At 68.2% G+C, this 15,861-nt stretch carries 13 protein-coding genes; 7 read left to right on the plus strand and 6 right to left on the minus strand.

Annotation, left to right across the window (positions count from 1 at the left end; all coding sequences use genetic code 11):
- The first annotated feature begins 62 nt into the window (after nt 1-62).
- A complete protein-coding gene (locus AC3ANJ_RS17765; protein WP_488317460.1) occupies nt 63-527 on the plus strand; it encodes a MarR family winged helix-turn-helix transcriptional regulator in 465 nt (154 codons plus the stop codon).
- Nucleotides 524-1,171 (plus strand): hypothetical protein, encoded by a 648-nt coding sequence (locus tag AC3ANJ_RS17770; RefSeq protein ID WP_488317461.1) that lies wholly within the window; start codon nt 524-526, stop codon nt 1,169-1,171. Before AC3ANJ_RS17765 ends, AC3ANJ_RS17770 begins: the two co-directional genes overlap by 4 nt.
- Before the next feature lie 3 nt (nt 1,172-1,174).
- Here AC3ANJ_RS17770 and AC3ANJ_RS17775 read toward each other — a convergent pair whose 3' ends face one another.
- Nucleotides 1,175-1,585 (minus strand): MmcQ/YjbR family DNA-binding protein, encoded by a 411-nt coding sequence (locus AC3ANJ_RS17775; RefSeq protein WP_488317462.1) that lies wholly within the window; start codon nt 1,583-1,585, stop codon nt 1,175-1,177.
- 82 nt (nt 1,586-1,667) lie between these two features.
- Between AC3ANJ_RS17775 and AC3ANJ_RS17780 the strand changes: the two genes are divergently transcribed.
- Nucleotides 1,668-2,255, plus strand: a complete 588-nt coding sequence (locus tag AC3ANJ_RS17780) for a hypothetical protein (protein ID WP_488317463.1) — start codon at nt 1,668-1,670, stop codon at nt 2,253-2,255.
- Nucleotides 2,256-2,268: 13 nt separating this feature from the next.
- On the opposite strand, the gene cls is transcribed toward AC3ANJ_RS17780, so the two are convergent.
- On the minus strand, nt 2,269-3,738 hold the full coding sequence (gene cls, locus AC3ANJ_RS17785; protein ID WP_488317464.1) for a cardiolipin synthase: 1,470 nt from the start codon (nt 3,736-3,738) through the stop codon (nt 2,269-2,271).
- 47 nt (nt 3,739-3,785) lie between these two features.
- Between cls and AC3ANJ_RS17790 the strand changes: the two genes are divergently transcribed.
- Together AC3ANJ_RS17790 and AC3ANJ_RS17795 are read left to right on the plus strand one after the other, a co-directional pair.
- Nucleotides 3,786-5,435 (plus strand): SulP family inorganic anion transporter, encoded by a 1,650-nt coding sequence (locus AC3ANJ_RS17790; protein ID WP_488317465.1) that lies wholly within the window; start codon nt 3,786-3,788, stop codon nt 5,433-5,435.
- An 11-nt stretch (nt 5,436-5,446) separates the two neighbouring features.
- On the plus strand, nt 5,447-6,367 hold the full coding sequence (locus tag AC3ANJ_RS17795; RefSeq protein ID WP_488317466.1) for an HAD family hydrolase: 921 nt from the start codon (nt 5,447-5,449) through the stop codon (nt 6,365-6,367).
- 194 nt (nt 6,368-6,561) lie between these two features.
- Here AC3ANJ_RS17795 and AC3ANJ_RS17800 read toward each other — a convergent pair whose 3' ends face one another.
- Nucleotides 6,562-7,425, minus strand: a complete 864-nt coding sequence (locus tag AC3ANJ_RS17800; protein WP_488319313.1) for a formylglycine-generating enzyme family protein — start codon at nt 7,423-7,425, stop codon at nt 6,562-6,564.
- Between the two features lie 197 nt (nt 7,426-7,622).
- On the opposite strand from AC3ANJ_RS17800, the gene AC3ANJ_RS17805 reads away from it, so the two are divergent.
- Complete coding sequence (locus AC3ANJ_RS17805; RefSeq protein ID WP_488317467.1) at nt 7,623-9,947, plus strand: arylsulfatase; 2,325 nt, start codon at nt 7,623-7,625, stop codon at nt 9,945-9,947.
- Nucleotides 9,948-10,197: 250 nt separating this feature from the next.
- Here AC3ANJ_RS17805 and AC3ANJ_RS17810 read toward each other — a convergent pair whose 3' ends face one another.
- Nucleotides 10,198-10,764 carry a dihydrofolate reductase family protein gene (locus tag AC3ANJ_RS17810; protein WP_488317468.1) on the minus strand — a complete coding sequence of 189 codons (567 nt, stop codon included), beginning with the start codon at nt 10,762-10,764 and terminating at the stop codon, nt 10,198-10,200.
- 72 nt (nt 10,765-10,836) lie between these two features.
- Here AC3ANJ_RS17810 and AC3ANJ_RS17815 point away from each other — a divergent pair, with 72 nt between their 5' ends.
- Nucleotides 10,837-11,412: a TetR/AcrR family transcriptional regulator gene (locus AC3ANJ_RS17815; protein ID WP_488317469.1), complete on the plus strand. Its 576-nt coding sequence runs from the start codon at nt 10,837-10,839 to the stop codon at nt 11,410-11,412.
- A gap of 195 nt (nt 11,413-11,607) precedes the next feature.
- Here the strand turns inward: AC3ANJ_RS17815 and AC3ANJ_RS17820 are convergent, their stop codons facing one another.
- Together AC3ANJ_RS17820 and AC3ANJ_RS17825 are read right to left on the minus strand one after the other, a co-directional pair.
- Nucleotides 11,608-13,239: a fucose isomerase gene (locus AC3ANJ_RS17820; protein ID WP_488317470.1), complete on the minus strand. Its 1,632-nt coding sequence runs from the start codon at nt 13,237-13,239 to the stop codon at nt 11,608-11,610.
- Nucleotides 13,236-15,779 carry a GH116 family glycosyl-hydrolase gene (locus tag AC3ANJ_RS17825; protein ID WP_488317471.1) on the minus strand — a complete coding sequence of 848 codons (2,544 nt, stop codon included), beginning with the start codon at nt 15,777-15,779 and terminating at the stop codon, nt 13,236-13,238. The genes AC3ANJ_RS17820 and AC3ANJ_RS17825 overlap by 4 nt, the downstream gene beginning before the upstream one ends.
- Between the last annotated feature and the right edge of the window lie 82 nt (nt 15,780-15,861).

Genomic DNA, 15,861 nt, shown 5'->3' on the forward strand with positions numbered 1-15,861 from the left:
CCCGCGGAGGCGACCGCCCCGAAATTTAATGAAGAAAGGTAACTATGCAGTATCATCATGATATGGAACCACTCCTCCTCGACCGCCTGCTGCAGATCGCCGACCTCTTCCAGCGCGACATGGCACGGGCGTTCGAGGGCACCGGCCTCACCACGGCGCGGGTTCATCTGCTGTGGGTGCTCACGCACAACGGCCCGTCCACGCAGCAGTCGCTCGCGGTCGCCTGCGGCGTCAGCCCGCGCAACATCACTGGCCTCGTCGACGGGCTCGAGGCCTCCGGCCATGTGCGCCGCACACCGCACCCGACCGACCGTCGTGCAGTGCTCGTCGAACTCACCGAGACCGCGACCGCGATGATGACGCGGATGCAGCGCGAGCACGTCGAGCTGAACGACACGTTGACGGCGGCGATCGCCCCGGCCGATCGGGCACCCGTCGAGCGCGGCCTGAATGCCCTGATCGCGAAGCTGTCGGCACTCGTCGACGAGGCATCCGCCGCACCTGCGTCTCCGGAGCGGCGATCATGACCGACATCGCCACGCGCCCGTCGTCCGCCCGGCGATTCGCCTCGCTCGCGAAGCGCGCTCTGCATGCCGAGCTGCGGGTGTACTCGAGCATCGGCCGCGCGATCGCTCGCCGTCCGGCCATCGAACCGGGCGGCACAGGCATCGGCTACCACCGGCCGGTCCTCACGGTGCTCATCATCTTCATCGTGCTCTCGGCGGTCGAGATCCCGATCCTCGATCTCATCGTGCATCCGTGGCCGGCCGTGCGGATCGGCGTGCTGATCCTCGGGATCTGGGGGCTGACCTGGATGCTGGGGCTGCTGTGCGCCATGCTGCAGCGTCCGCACACGGTCGGACCCACCGGCATCCGCATCCGCAACGGCCTGGAGGTCGACGTCGCCGTCTCCTGGAGCGCGGTCGCGTCCGTCGAGATCTCGAAGCGGGTCGACGAGCCGAAGAGCCCACGCGTCAGCGACAGCGCCGAGTACGCCGAGCGGATGCAGGACGAGACGAACATCCTCATCGAACTCGAGCGTCCGACGCCGATCCGCCTGCCGGGCCTCGCCCCGCGCGGCGGCGTGCACGAGGTCACGCGGGTGCGACTGTGGGCCGACGACCCGCGCGCCTTCCTGGACGCCGCGCGACCGTTCCTCCTCGAGGGCTGACGCTCACTCCAAACCGCGTTCGGCCAGCCAGGCCTTCCGCTCGCGCACCGGCGCCCGCACCAGCCACGCGTCGCAGAGCAGCTCCTCCAGCCGGTCGCGGTCGATCACATCGAGCATCACCAGCAGCCCTGGGAACCCGTCGAAGTGCGCAATCGTGAACAGGACGTCCGGCTCCGCTGCCAGCAGAGCCTCCTTCTCCTGCAGATCGGGCACGCGGATGCCGAGGACCACGCCGTCCGGCCAGGACCGGTCGAGCTCGTCCAATACGCGCAGATCGGACTTCGTCGGTCCGCGCACCCACGCGATCGCACCACTGCGCAGACGCCATTCCGGCGCGCCGGTGTGTCCGCCGGTGCGCTCCTCGACGCCGGGGAGCGACATCACGATCTCCCGCACATCCGCCAGGGTCGCCATGCCGCCCATCGTGCTCCGATCGTCAGCTCGGCACAACCTCCGCACACACGTGGATCCCAGCGCGCTCCCCTACGGTTGAGCCATGCGCCTGACTGCATCCGCCGACCCCGCACTGTGGATCCCCGTCACCGAATCGTTCGGGTGGAAGGGCCGCCGCCACCGCAAGGCCGCGCTGCGGATGCTGCTGGGGCAGGCGAATCAGGCCGCCGGTGCGACTGCACGACCGGGTTCGCGCTTCGGTGCATGGCTGATGAGCCAGGCGGCGCCGCTCGCGATGCGCAAAGCGGACGGCCGGGTTCTCGCGTGGACCTGGAAGGCGGACCCCGACCTGGTCGTCGCGCTCGCGACGACGCAGGAGCTGACCCCCCAGGTGCGCACCGCCCGCGCGATGATGCCGATCGAATACGACGACACGGAGTCGTTCGCGACGCCTCTCGGCGTCGGCGAAAAGCTCGTGATGCCGATTCCGCCGTCCCCGGGCTCCCCGCCGTTCGCCACCTATACGTGGGACACCGGTACACACCTGGTCACACTGAACGTGATCTGCAGCGACCGCGAGCGGTTCGGCACGCTGCTTCCCGCGCTGGACGACCTCGCCCGCAGCATTCGCATCGCCGACGACCTGACGACGGGCGAGTCCGGCGACGTCCTGCGCCTCCCGCCCGCCTGATCCGGCCGGGGCGTCAGTTCAGCGCTGAGGTGAGGCGGAAGACACCGTCCAGGAACGTGGACTTCGCCGGTTCCCGACGCCATTCCTCGAGCGTCAGTTCGCGACCGGCATCCCGATAGGCCTGCTCGACCTCGCGCATCTGCCCGACGAAGGATGCACCTCGGACCAGCATCGAGATCTCCATGTTCAGCGTGAACGAGCGGATGTCCATGTTGCTCGAGCCGATGACGGCGATGTCGTCGTCGATCGAGAAGTGCTTGGAGTGCAGGATGAAGGGCGCCGGGTACAGGAAGATCCGCACGCCGGCCTCGAGCAGCGCCTCGTAGTACGAGCGCTGCGCGTGGTAGACCATGCCCTGGTCGCCGAGTTCCGAGACGAACAGCTGCACTTCGAGTCCGCGCTGGCGGGCGATCGTGATCGCGTAGACCATCGCCTCGTCGGGGACGAAGTACGGGCTCGTGATGATGACCCGCTCGGTCGCGCCGTGGATGAGCGAGAGGAACAGCCGCAGATTGTTCTCGGTCTCGTAGCCGGGTCCGCTCGGGACGAGCTGGCACACCAGGGCATCGGGCGAGGTGGATGCTTCGACCTCGGATGCCGGGACGATCTCGTCGAGCTGCTCGCCGGTCTCGATCAGCCAGTCGGAGAGGAACACCGCGTCGATCTCGGTGACCGCAGGACCCGTGACGCGCGACACGAGCTCCTGCCATTTGAGGCCGCGGCTGATGTTCTTCGGCGAGTTGTAGGAGCGGTCAATGAGGTTCTGCGAGCCCACGAACGCAACGCGTCCGTCGACGACGACGAGCTTGCGGTGATTGCGCAGATCGGGTCGCTGATACTTGCCCTTGAGAGGTTGCACCGGCAGCATCCAGTTCCACAGCACACCGATGCGGTCGAGCTCGGCGAACGTCTCGTCGGCCTTCGCGACCTTGCGCGAGGCGATGTGGTCGGCCAGCAGGCGCACCGTGACACCGCGGGCGACGGCGTTCTCCATCGCGGTGAAGAACACCTTGGTCGTCTCGTCCCAGCTGACGATGTAGAACTCGACGTGCACGTACGTCTCGGCCGTGTCGATCGCCGCGGCCATCGCGATGATGGATGCCTCGTAGTCGTCGATCAGCTCGGCCGTGTTGCCGCCGACCGGTGGGAAGCTCGTCAGTTCGGTGTTCTGCGCGGTGACGCGCGTGAACCAGGTCGGCCACTCGGACGAGTCGACCGCGAAGTCGCCCGCGGCGACGCGGTCGCGGATGATCCCGTCGATCTGCGCCTGCTCGGCCCGGCGCTTCTTCGGCAGCTTGACGTTGCCGATCAGCAGGAAGATCACCAGCCCCGCGATGGGCAGCAGGAAGATCAGCAGCAGCCAGGACATCGCGGCCGTGGGCTTGCGCCCCTTCGGGATGATGATGAGCGCTGCGATGTTGATGATGAGCACGATGACCGCGCTCGCCACCCACCCGAGGTTGGCGAGAAGAAGGGAGTTCACTCCTGAAGTGTGACGCATGATCGGCGCTGGCCGGTAGATTCGCGCATGTGACTTCCTCCGCCCCCGGACGCCCGGCGCCGCGCACGCTGCTGCCGACGCTGGCGGGGTACCGTCGCGAATGGCTGGCGCGCGATGTCATCGGCGGGCTGTCCGCCGGCGCCGTGGTCGTGCCGCAGGCGATGGCGTATGCGACGATCGCGAACCTGCCGGTGCAGGTCGGGCTGTACACCTGCGTCGTGCCGATGCTCGTCTACGCGCTCCTCGGCCGCAGCCAGGCCATGAGCGTCTCGACGACGTCGACGATCGCGACGCTGACCGCGACGACGCTCGTCACGGCTGGTGTCGCGGCGAGCGCGCCGGATCCGGATGCCGCGCTCGGCGCCCTCGTGACGCTGACGCTGCTCGTGGGGGTTGTTCTCGTGATCGCGCGGCTGCTGAACCTCGGCTCGCTCGTGGAGAACATCTCGTCGGCGACCGTCCTCGGCATCAAGATCGGCGTTGGCGCGACCGTCGCCGTGGGGCAGCTGCCGAAACTGCTCGGCGAATCCGGAAACCTATCGGGAGAGGGCTTCTTCCGTTCGCTGATCGCCGTCGTGGATGCCTTCGACAGCGTCAACGGGCCGACCGTCGCTCTCTCGATCGGGTCGATCGTCGTGCTCGTCGTGCTGCAGCGCTTCGCACCACGGGTCCCCGGCACGCTGATCGTCGTCGCCGCCGGGATCCTGCTCGCGGCGTTCACCGGGATCACATCGCTGGGCGTCTCGCTGATCGATCCGGTGCCGTCCGGATTCCCGGTGCCCCGGCTGCCCGAGCTCGCGCACGTCGCCGAACTCGTACCAGGAGCTCTCGCGATCGCCGTGATGGCGTTCCTGGAATCCGCGGCGGTCGCCCGCGGCATCCGGCGTGCGACCGAACCGCCGATCGACAGCAACCGTGAGCTGTTCGCCACCGGGGCCGCGAACGTCGTCGGCGCCTTCTTCACGGCGATGCCGGCGGCCGGCGGGTTCTCGCAGAGCGCGGTCAATCAGGCGGCCGGAGCGAAGACGCAACTGTCGTCGATCGTCACCGTGGCGCTCGCGGTGTTCGTCGCACTGTTCTTCGGACCTGTGCTGAGCCTGTTGCCGGAGGCCACCCTCGCAGCGATGGTCTTCGTCGCGGTCGTCGGCCTCATCGACATCCCGGAGCTCATCCGGTGGGCGCACATCAGTCCGCGGGACTTCTGGATCGCGCTCGCGGTCGCTCTCATCGGCTTGTCCGCCGGATTGCTCGCGGCCGTCGCCGTCGGGGTCGTGCTGACGTTGATCCTCGTGCTGAGGGAGATCAACATTCCGCGACTGCGCGTCCTCGACCGTCGGCGTTCGGTCGTGGCGATCCATCTGGGACAAGGCCTGTACACCGGCAACGCCCTCGAGAACGAGCGAGCCATCATCGCTCTCGCCACGAAGAGCTCCGACACGACCGCTGTCATCCTCGACGTCGACCGGCTCGATGTCGTGACGGTGACGGTGCTGGAGGCGCTGGAAGAACTCGATCGTGAGCTCGCTCAGCTCGGCATCGCGTTGCACCTCGCCCGTCTACCCGAGAGCGCTCGGATGGTCGCGCAGAACATGCCCTGGTATGCAGGGCTGGAGAAGGACGGCCGAACACACGATTCGGTCGAAGAAGGGCTGACCGCGGCATCCGGTCGACCCCGCTGAAAGGAACGCGAATGACCGACATCCTGCCCTCGTGGCGCGACACCGCCACCCGCACCGCGATCATCGACTTCGTCTCGGCCGTGACCGACGAGGGCGGCGCGGACTACGTCGCCCCCGAGGCACGCGTCGCGGTCTTCGACAACGACGGAACCCTGTGGACCGAGAAGCCCATGGTCACCCAGTTGCACTATCTGCTGGGCGAGTGGAAGAGGGCCGCCGAGGCCGATCCGACGCTGGCTGAGAAGCAGCCCTACCAGGCAGCGGTATCGGGAGACCTCGGCTGGCTGGCCGCGGCCGTCGACAAGCATTACGCCGGGGATGACGCGGACCTGGGCGTGCTCATCGCCGCTGTCGCGGGAAGCTCGGCCGGGCAGAGCGTCGACGAGTACGCCGCCTCGGTCGAGGAGTTCTATCGCGACGCCCGTCACCTCTCACTCGGCACCCCGTACTCGCTGACCGTCTACCAGCCGATGGTCGAGCTCGTGCGCTACCTCGACGCGAACGGGTTCGCGACCTACATCGTCTCGGGCGGCGAGCGCGACTTCATGCGTCCGATGACGGTGGCGAACTACGGCATCCCTGCCGAACGCGTGATCGGCACCGGACTCGGGCTCACCTACGACGAGGAGGCGAACGTCGTGCGCTACGCACCCAAGCTCGCCTACTTCGACGACGGCCCCGAGAAGCCGGTCCGGATCTGGATGCGCACCGGTCGACGGCCGATCCTCGCCGCCGGCAACTCGAACGGCGACCTCCCGATGCTGCGCTTCGCCCAGGGCAGCCCGCGCAGCCTTGCGCTGCTCGTGCACCACGACGACGACACGGATCGTGGTGACGCGCCGTACGACAAGGGTGCTGAGAAGGCGCTGGCGGCCGACGATCTCACCGTCATCAGCGTCCGAGACGATTGGTCGCAGGTCTTCCCGACCTGACCCGATGGCTGTTTGCGCGTCTCCCGCTCGCTCGTCTCCCCCCTCCTTCGCTCGTTGAGCGAGCGAAGCGAGACGAAACGCGGTCGCTGCTGTTCGGCCGTCACCGCGTTTCGACTCGGTCGACTCCGTCGTCCTCGCTCAGCGAACGGAAAGGGGGCTCGCTCAACGAACGAGAGTGGCGAACGAGGGAGGCGTCAGGCGTCGCTCGCGCAGCGGAAGCCGATGTGGCTCATCCCGGTGTCCTCGGCCTGCGGTGACCGGGCCGCCGGACGGAAACGGAGGCAGTACTCCGGCGAGCACAGCTGCGAGCCGCCCTTGAGCACACGCCGAGGGATCTCGGGGAACTCCCTCACCGCACTCGCGGCGGCGAGCAGATTGGCGCGCTTTCCGGCATCCACCGGCTTGTCCGACAGCCGCAGGTGACGCGGGGTGTAGTAGTCGCTCGTCCACTCCCACACGTTGCCGATCATGTCGAACAGCCCATAGCCGTTCGACGGGTACGAGCCGACGGGCGCGGCATCCCCCACGCCCTGATTGTCGTACGGGAAGCGCCCCAGCCACGAGTTGGCCTGCGCGACGCCGTCCGGGTACGCCTCATCACCCCAGGCGAAACGCTGGCCCTCGAGGCCCCCGCGCGCCGCGTACTCGTGCTCGGCCTCGGTGGGCAGGCGGAGACCTGCCCAGTCGGCATAGGCGTTCGCGTCCTCGAAGGCGATGTGCACCACCGGATGCCGCAGGCGATCGTCGATCGACGAGTCGGGCCCTGACGGGCGGCGCCAGAAGGCCCCGGGCTGCCACCGCCACCAGTTGCGCCAGTTGCGCAGGTCGACGGGTCCGGCCGTCGGGGTGAACACCATCGAGCCGGGAACCAGATCTGCCGGATCCGCGCCCGGGAACTTGGCGGGATCCAGCTCGCGTTCGGCGACCGTCACGTAACCGGTGTCGTCGACGAACGCGGCATACTGCGCGTTCGTCACCTCGTAGCGGTCGATGCGGAACGAAGCGACCGTGCGCTCGTGCACCGGGCGCTCGTCGGGGTAGAACTCTTCGGATCCCATGAGGAACGTTCCGCCGTCGAGGAGGACCTGATCGTGTGTCGTCACGCTCCCACCGTATCCGCGCGCCGCGACGGCGGCGCGGTTCCGATTTGTTCCTAGCCCGTTCCGGGTGAACCTCTGGCCCGGCCGGAGCGCCACGGGTAGCGTTTGGATCGTACGTGCGCGGAAGCATCCGCGCTCCCGAACGGAGGGAACGCATGTCCAAGGAATTCGCGGGCAAGATCGCGGTCGATGTGCGGGACTCGGTGCCCGACTGGAGCCCTTACGAGCTGCCGAAGGCGCCCGAGGGCGCACCCAACATCCTCGTGATCCTGTACGACGACACGGGCATGGCCTCCTGGTCGCCGTACGGCGGGCGCATCAACATGCCGACGCTGGACCGCCTGGCCGAGAACGGCCTCACGTACACGCAGTGGCACACGACCTCGATCTGCTCCTCGACGCGCTCGACGTTCCTCACCGGTCGCAACCACCACGCCAACGGCATGGGCGTGATCATGGAGGGCACGAACGGCTTCCCCGGCTACTCAGGACGCATCCCGGCCGAGTGCGCGACCATCGGGCAGGTCCTGCAGGACAACGGCTACTCGACGTTCTGGGTGGGCAAGAACCACAACGTCCCGGAGGAGGACATCTCCTCGGGTGGCAGCAAGTCGCAGTGGCCGCTCGCGATGGGCTTCGACCGCTTCTACGGATTCCTCGGCGGCGAGACCAACCAGTGGTACCCCGACCTCGTCGAGGACAACCGCTTCATCGAGGCGCCGTACACGCCGGAGGAGGGCTACCACCTCTCCAAGGACCTCGCCGATCAGGCCATCCGCATGATCCGCGACCAGAAGTCGTCGAACCCGTCGAAGCCCTGGTTCACCTGGTACAACCCCGGCGCCAACCACGCGCCGCATCAGGCGCCCGACGAGTACATCGCGAAGTACAAGGGTCTCTTCGACGACGGCTACGACGCGTACCGCACCTGGGTGCTCGAGCGCATGATCGAGCGCGGCATCCTGCCCGAAGACACGGCCCTGACCGAGTTCAACCCGATGCCGGAGGACCAGGCGAACGCGGCCGACCACGTCAAGCCGTGGGACTCGCTCTCGGATGACGAGAAGCGCCTGTTCAGCCGCATGGCCGAGGTCTTCGCCGCCTTCAGCGAGTACACCGACACCGAGATCGGGCGCGTCATCGACTACCTCGAGGAGTCGGGTCAGCTCGAGAACACGCTCATCTTCTACTGCGCCGACAACGGCGCCTCCGGCGAGGGCAGCCCCGACGGCTCGGTCAACGAGAACAAGTTCTTCAACGGGTTCCCCGACGATCTGCAGGAGAACCTGAACAAGATCGACGAACTCGGCTCGAACGAGACGTACAACCACTACCCCACCGGGTGGGCGGCGGCGTTCTCGACCCCGTTCAAGATGTTCAAGCGCTACTCGCAGTTCTCGGGCGGCACGTGCGACCCGATGATCATCCACTGGCCGGCCGGCATCAAGGCCAAGGGCGAGGTCCGTCACCAGTACCACCACTCCGTCGACGTCGTCTCGACGATCCTCGACGTCATCGGCATCGAGTTCCCCGAGGTGTTCCGCGGAGTCGAGCAGCGCCCGCTGGCCGGCGTCTCGATGAAGTCGTCCTTCGACGCCGCACCGGACGCCCCCACCGAGAAGCACGTGCAGTACTACTCGATGCTCGGCACGCGCGGCATCTGGAAGGACGGCTGGAAGGCGTCGACGATCCATGCACCGCTGACCGGCCACGGCCGCTTCGACGAGGACCGGTGGGAGCTGTACCACGTCGACGCCGACCGCTCGGAGTCGAGGAATCTCGCGGCGGAGCATCCGGACAAGCTCGCCGAACTCATCGAGGCGTTCGAGATCGAGGCGAAGGACAACAACGTCTATCCGCTCGATGACCGTCCCGCCCGCGAGCAGCTCACGATCGAGCGCCCGCAGGCCGAGCCGCCGCGGAACCGCTACATCTACTACCCCGGCACCACCGCGGTGCCGGAGTCGGTGGCGGTGAACGTCCGCGGCAGGTCCTTCAAGATCATCGGCGACGTCGTGGTCGAAGAGGGCACCCAGGGCGTCATCTTCGCCCACGGTTCGCGCTTCGGCGGGCACGCGCTGTTCATCAAGGACGGCAGGCTCAACTACGTGTACAACTTCCTCGGCATCCCGCCGGAGCAAACGTTCACGTCGGGTGTCCTCACGCCGGGGCCGCACGCGCTGGGTGTCGAGTTCATCCGCGAGAGCGCTGGCGAGCACGGCGAGTCGATCGGAACCGCGAAGCTCTACGTCGACGATCAGGTCGTCGCCGAGGGGCCGATGCGGGCGCAGATCGGAAAGTTCACGCTGTGCGGCGACGGGCTGTGCATCGGCTTCGACAGCGCGGACGCGGTCAGCCACCAGTACACCAACCCGTTCCCGTTCGCGAACGGCAAGCTGCTGGGGGTCGGCATCGACGTGAGCGAGGAGCAGTATCTCGATCTCGAGCTCGAGGCGCAGGCGGCGTTCGCCCGCGAGTAATCCGCGCGCGCAAAGCGGGGCGGGAGGGCTCATGCCCTCCCGCCCCGCTGGCGTGTCCGGGTCGGTGCGGGTCGGTGGTGATTCGACTCACGCGAACCAGGACACGCAGGGGATGGGTGTCCGGGTTGGTGCGGGACGATGGGCCCGCCGCCCGCAGAAGTCCGGACATGCTGGGGTCGATGTCCAGGTTCGGGCGGGTCGAGCGGTCGCTCACCCGCCTCAACCCGGACACGCGGCCGACCCGAGTCCGTCAGGCGCGCGCGTACTCGGCGAGCACCACGCCGGATTCGAACGCCGTCGTCGCCGTGCGCTCGAGGGCTGTCGGCGCGTAGCCGCGGCCTGCGAACAGCGGGACGCCATCGCCGATCAGCACGGGGTTGATCTTCAGCACGAGCCGGTCGATCTCATCAGCCAGTGCGGCGGCGAGCGCTCCCCCACCGCACAGCCAGATGCCCTTGCCGTCCTCGGCCTTGAGCGCGCGCACCGTCGCGACCGGGTCGGCGTCGACGAACTCGACTCCTTCCGTCGGCTCGGTGGCGCGGCCGGTGAAGACGACCTGACGCAGGTGGCGGTACGGGCTCGGCATGACCGGCAGCCCGACCGCGTAGGTGTTCCAGCCCATCAGGACGGTGTCGAACAGCTCGCCGTCCGTGGGGATGCCGAGGGCCTCGTTGATCTGTGTGGGGATGGTCTGGTTGAACCGGGCGTTGATGGCGTCCCGGTGATCGCCCTCCGCGAGGAAGAAGTCGAACTCCCCGTTCGGGCCGGCGATGAAGCCGTCGAGGGTGACGGCGACGTAGTAGGTCAGTTCGCGCATAAGAGCTCCAATCACGACAGGTGAAGTGGTTAGAGACTACAACAGGTGCAGTGGTTGCGCTAGTCTGCTGCCATGGCGAAGAACGAAGCACGTCGCAATGCGTTGGCGGATGCCGGCATCGCCGTCCTGGCCACCGAAGGATCACGCGGTCTCACGCATCGCGCGATCGACGAGCGCGCCGGAGTGCCGATCGGGACCGCGTCGAACTACTTCCGCACCCGCGAGACTCTGATCGCCGGGCTGTTCGAACGGATCGGCGCCCGCCTCGCGCCGACGCCGGAGGACCTCGAACGGCGAGCCGCGCAGGAGCCGAGTCGCGAGCTGTTCGCCGAGTACCTGCGCGACATCGTGCGGCGCCTGTCGACCGAGCGCGAGGTCACGCTCGCACTGTTCGAGCTGCGGCTGGAGTCGGCGCGCCGTCCCGATCTCGCCGATACCGTCTCGTCGTGGCTGCGCACCGGATTCGCCGCCGACGTCGCATTCAACGACGCCGCCGGCCTCCCCGGCGGCGCCCGCGAGATCGCCCTGTTCCACTACGCGATCGACGGTCTCCTGCTCGACAGGCTCACGTCATCGATCGACCCCGAGACGTCGACGGATGCCATCGTGGACGCTCTCGTCGACGGGCTGCTGCCGCGGCATCCCTGACGATCCGGTTGATCGTGCCGGCAGGCCGGCCTCCCGCCGCGGGATGCCAGGGTTCGCGAGGGTGCGAAGGCGCATCGACCGCACGAACCCGGACACGCGTCTCGATGATGTCCGGACTGATGCGGGTTAGCCGTCGTGTGACCCGCACCAACCCGGACACGCCGCAGGGGCTTCGTGCCAGGTCCGGCGCGGTCCTCAGATCGCGACGTCGCCCACCAGGTTCACCCTGATCCCCATGCCGGCGAACATCGCGGCCTTCGCGACGAGCGCCTTGTCGGCCGTCTCGGCATCCGGGGCGTATACGAGCTGCGCGTGATTGGCCTTGTGGCGGGCCATGAACTGGTCGCGGGTCTGCCCGTGCAGCACGACGTGCGCGATCGGCCACTCGGGGTTGGTGGCATCCTTGCGGCGCTGCGTCTCGGCATCCGGAAGCTCGATGACCGAGCCGCGGAAGATGTCGGCCTGCAGGATGCCGTCGGCGATGAACACCCGCGACAGCACGACCTCGCCGGGCTTCGAGACGCCGTTGATCGTCGCACCTCCGGCCGGGAAGAAGACGTGCCCCTGACGCCACCCCTCGGCCTTGTCCCAGCCGCCGAGATGGGATGCCGGGACCGACCCCGAGATCTCGTAGACCCAGACGAACTGCCCGTCGTAATCCTCGCCCCAGCGCACGTCATGCAGGGTGTTGTCGGGGACGAGGCCCATGGCCCGCCAGACGCGGTCGGTCACGAGCGCATCGACGGCGACGCCCTCGTCGGCCTCGTTGAAGTGCGGGAAGGCGCGGCCCTCGTGCAGGACGCGGGATCCGTCGCGGGAGCGCACCGGCGGGCGCTCGGTGGAGTTCAGGATGCCTTCGGCCAGGTCGGATGCCGGGACGAGGTCCTTCAGCCCCTGCTGATACTGGATGCCCACGGCATCCAATCCGAAGTCGTCGGCGATCCGCAGCGCGGCGATGTACATCTTCAACTGCCACTGCACCTGGTCGCGGGTGAGCTCTGTCGCGGCATCCGAACCGTACTGGAAGGTCATGCCGTGCTCGATCAGCCAGTCATAGGCGGCGTCGGCCTCGGCATCCGTGACCTCGAGCATCTCGGCGTAGAGGGCCGACTGCGAGAGCCGCTCCTTGTAGACGCCGGTCCGATTCAGCAGCTCGTCGTCGAAGATGGCGTTGTACATGCCCATGCAGCCCTCGTCGAACACACCGATGATGGCCTTGTCGGCGAGGAGTTCGGCGGCGAGCGCCTCCCCGAGCTCCTTCTCCGGGGAGTCGGGCAGCGGGGGGAGAGCGCGCACGTGCGAGGCGTCGTGCGTGATCGCGCCGGTCTCGGTCCACTCCGCCAGCCCCTTCTTGAACCAGTCGTCGGTGAAGTCGACCGACCAGATCGTGGCGTAGGGCTTGCCCATCTTGGTCAGGCCGGCGTTCAACCCGAGCAGGCCGACGAGGCCCGGCCAGTCCGGCGCGAAGTTCGCCGTCGTGAGAATCGGGCCCCGGTGGGTGCGGAGTCCGGCGAGCACGTGGTGGGAGTACTGCCAGTTGGCCGTGGCGACGACCAGTGGCGCGTCGACAGGAATGCTCTTGAACACCTCGAGCCCCATGCGCTGGCTCGAGATGTAGCCGTGGCCGGTCGCCGGGTCGACGCCGAAGGGACGGACGACGGTCCAGCCGAGCTCCTCGAACGCGCGCGTCACTGCGGCTTCGGTCGCCTCCTGCACCGGCCAGCCGGCGATGTTGGCTGATTCGCGCAGGTCGCCGGAGGTGATGAGGTAGGCCGTCCGGGGCACGGATGCCGGACGGGATGCCGGGGCGGGGAGCGTGTAGGTCATGATGGGTCTCCGTTGTGGGTGATGGTCAGCTGGGCAGTGTCCCCGGTGCGGAGCCGGAGGTCGCGGGCAACGGTCCGATCGCGCAGCACGAGGTGGTCGAGGTCGAGTGCGCCGCCCCGGAGGGTCAGGGCGATCTGCTGGTCGTCGATCTCGACCTCACCCCACCCCGTCCCGGTCGTGAACAGTGATCGGAACCGCCCCGGCGCGGCGGGCGCGAACGCGAGGGTCTTCGACGGAGCGTCCCACTGCGCGCCCGATGCGCCCAGGAGCAGCGCCCAGGACGCCAGCGAGCGGGCGTAGTGGTTGCCGCACTCGATCTCGTTCCACGGGTTGCGGTGCGTCCCGTCGTAGCGGGCGCGCAGCGCGCGTTCGATCCGCAGCGCGTCATCGACGCGACCGGCGAAGAGAAGAGATGCCGCGACCTGATGCTCGACGCCGGTCCACACCTCATCCGAATAGACGAACGGGATACCGGGGCGGCCGCCGTGCGGCCAGGATGCGAGCAGCAGCCCGCCCTCGTCGTTCAGCGCATAGACGCGCTGCGTGCTCTCGTGGCGGGTGAGGTCTGCGCGGTGGTTGTGCGTGACGATGGCGGCGAGGGCCGAGTCCACGTGGTCGCGGGGCAGCAGGTAGCCCAGCCCGCCGATGAAGGCGTGGAACTGGCCGAGCAGCTGGTCGGACAGCACTCCGTCGCCGTATTGGTAGCGATGCGCATCCGGGTCGTCGATGATCTGCCGGTAGTACTCGCCATTCCAGAGCAGGGCGTCCATGGCTGCGGCGACGCGGTCTGCACGGTCGCCCCACTGCTGCGCGCGTTCCTGTTCGCCGAGGTGGGTCGCCATGCGTACGCCTGCACGCAGCGCCGCCAGGAGCATGCCGTTCGCCAGCGGCTCCGTCCCATGGAACTCGATGTCGTAGGTGTTGTGCAGCTCGCCGTCGAGCAGAGTGTCGCCGTCGCGATCCCACTCCCGCACGGCGTACTCCAGAGTTCGTGCCGCCGTCGGCCACAGTTCACGGAGGAAGGCATCGTCCCCACTGAAGCGCCATTCGCGATGCAGGCGCAGGAAGGTGCCCAGCTGTCCGTCGACCGCCGGACCCATGAACCACGACGGGCCGCCGAAGATCCGGTTGCCGCGGAACTTCTGGGCGCCCGTGCCGTCGGTCTCGAGCAGATACTCGGCCCGCCGCGCCGTGCGTTCGAGCGAGGGGAACAGCCAGGCCACGGTCTGCGCGTAGGACCACACGTGCGTGCACGTGCCCTCGCAGGATCCGCCATGGTCGAACGACCCCTCCCACGCGGCGAACACGGGTCCGTCGCCGAGTTCGGAAACCGGCGATTCCAGGACGAAGCAGGTGGTCGAGCGCAGCGCGGCGATGTTCGCGCCGACGGCGTCGGCGAGGACGGGGTCGAGTGTTCCGCCGTACAACGCGTCGACGAAAGCCGTCGTCGCCGCCTCGAGCCGAGGCAGTTCGCGATGCAGGTGGGCGGCGGCGGCCCAGGCATCCGGCCAGAGCGTCGCGTAGTGATTCCTCACGACGTCGTCCGCATACGGGTCCTGGAAGACGATGTGCCCCTTCCACCCGCGAACGCGATTCGGGAAGCACCACGACAGCACGAACTCGAAATCCCGGCTCTCCCCCGGCGCGAGCTCGTGCACGATCCCGAGGGAACCGGTGCGCACGCGCGGGAGCTTGTCGAGCATCTGCTGTTCCGTGAGCGCGACCTCTTCGGCGTCGTCGCCCGTCTCCGCGAACAGGCCGCGTGGGCGGTCCTCGAGTGTCAACCGTGATTCCTCGTGGAGGCGACCGTCGTCGGTCAGATCGTCCCAGAACAGGCGCGCTCCATCGGGCCAGTAGCTCGTCACCCACTGGGGCTTGACCGTCGTGGAATCGTCCGCCGTCGTCAGGCTCAGCGTCCCGTAGCCGGGATCCTCCTCAGGGAGGTCGATGCCGAAGTCCAGGCCGCGGATGCCGTCCTCTTCGCGCCAGCGCACGGACTGCGCTGCACGCATACCCCAGGGGCCTTCGCCGCGACCGGCCGTGTGCGAGACGCTGCCGACCACCGTGACATCGACGGGGACGGCGAGCGGGTTGGTCACGCGATACCGCAGCACGGCCGCAGGGATGCCGGAGGCGTCGGCGTCCAGCGGGACCAGCGGGGTGAAGGCCCGCAGGGAGACACCGACCGGGAGCGCATCGTCCACGAAGTCGATGTCGACGATCGGATACTCGCCGTGCAGGGTCGAACCCGCCAATCGCGGAAGGCCCAGGAGCCGATCGAACGCATACCCCGCATCCGCATCGTGGCGCCCGGTCGGACGCGCCTCCAGCACCCGGGTGATCGACGGACCGCCGACCGGCTGCGCGTGGATCGCGAAGAACGAGTACGGGTTGTGCCGGCCCTTGTCCGGGCCGTTCTCGAGCTCCCAGTCCCTGAACTCTCCACGCGCACCGAGCGAGACGTTGCCCGTGCCGATGCCGCCGAGAGGGAAGGCGGTGCTCTCGGACGTGTGCGCGATGCCTCGCGCTCGCGTCGTCATGCCCACACCTCTGTGATCGCCATGCCGCCACTGTACGCGAAATCGATTTCAAGCCGCAAGCGCGACGAGACCCGTCGCGCGT

It is taken from the genome of Microbacterium sp. STRO-1N (genome assembly GCF_057748015.1).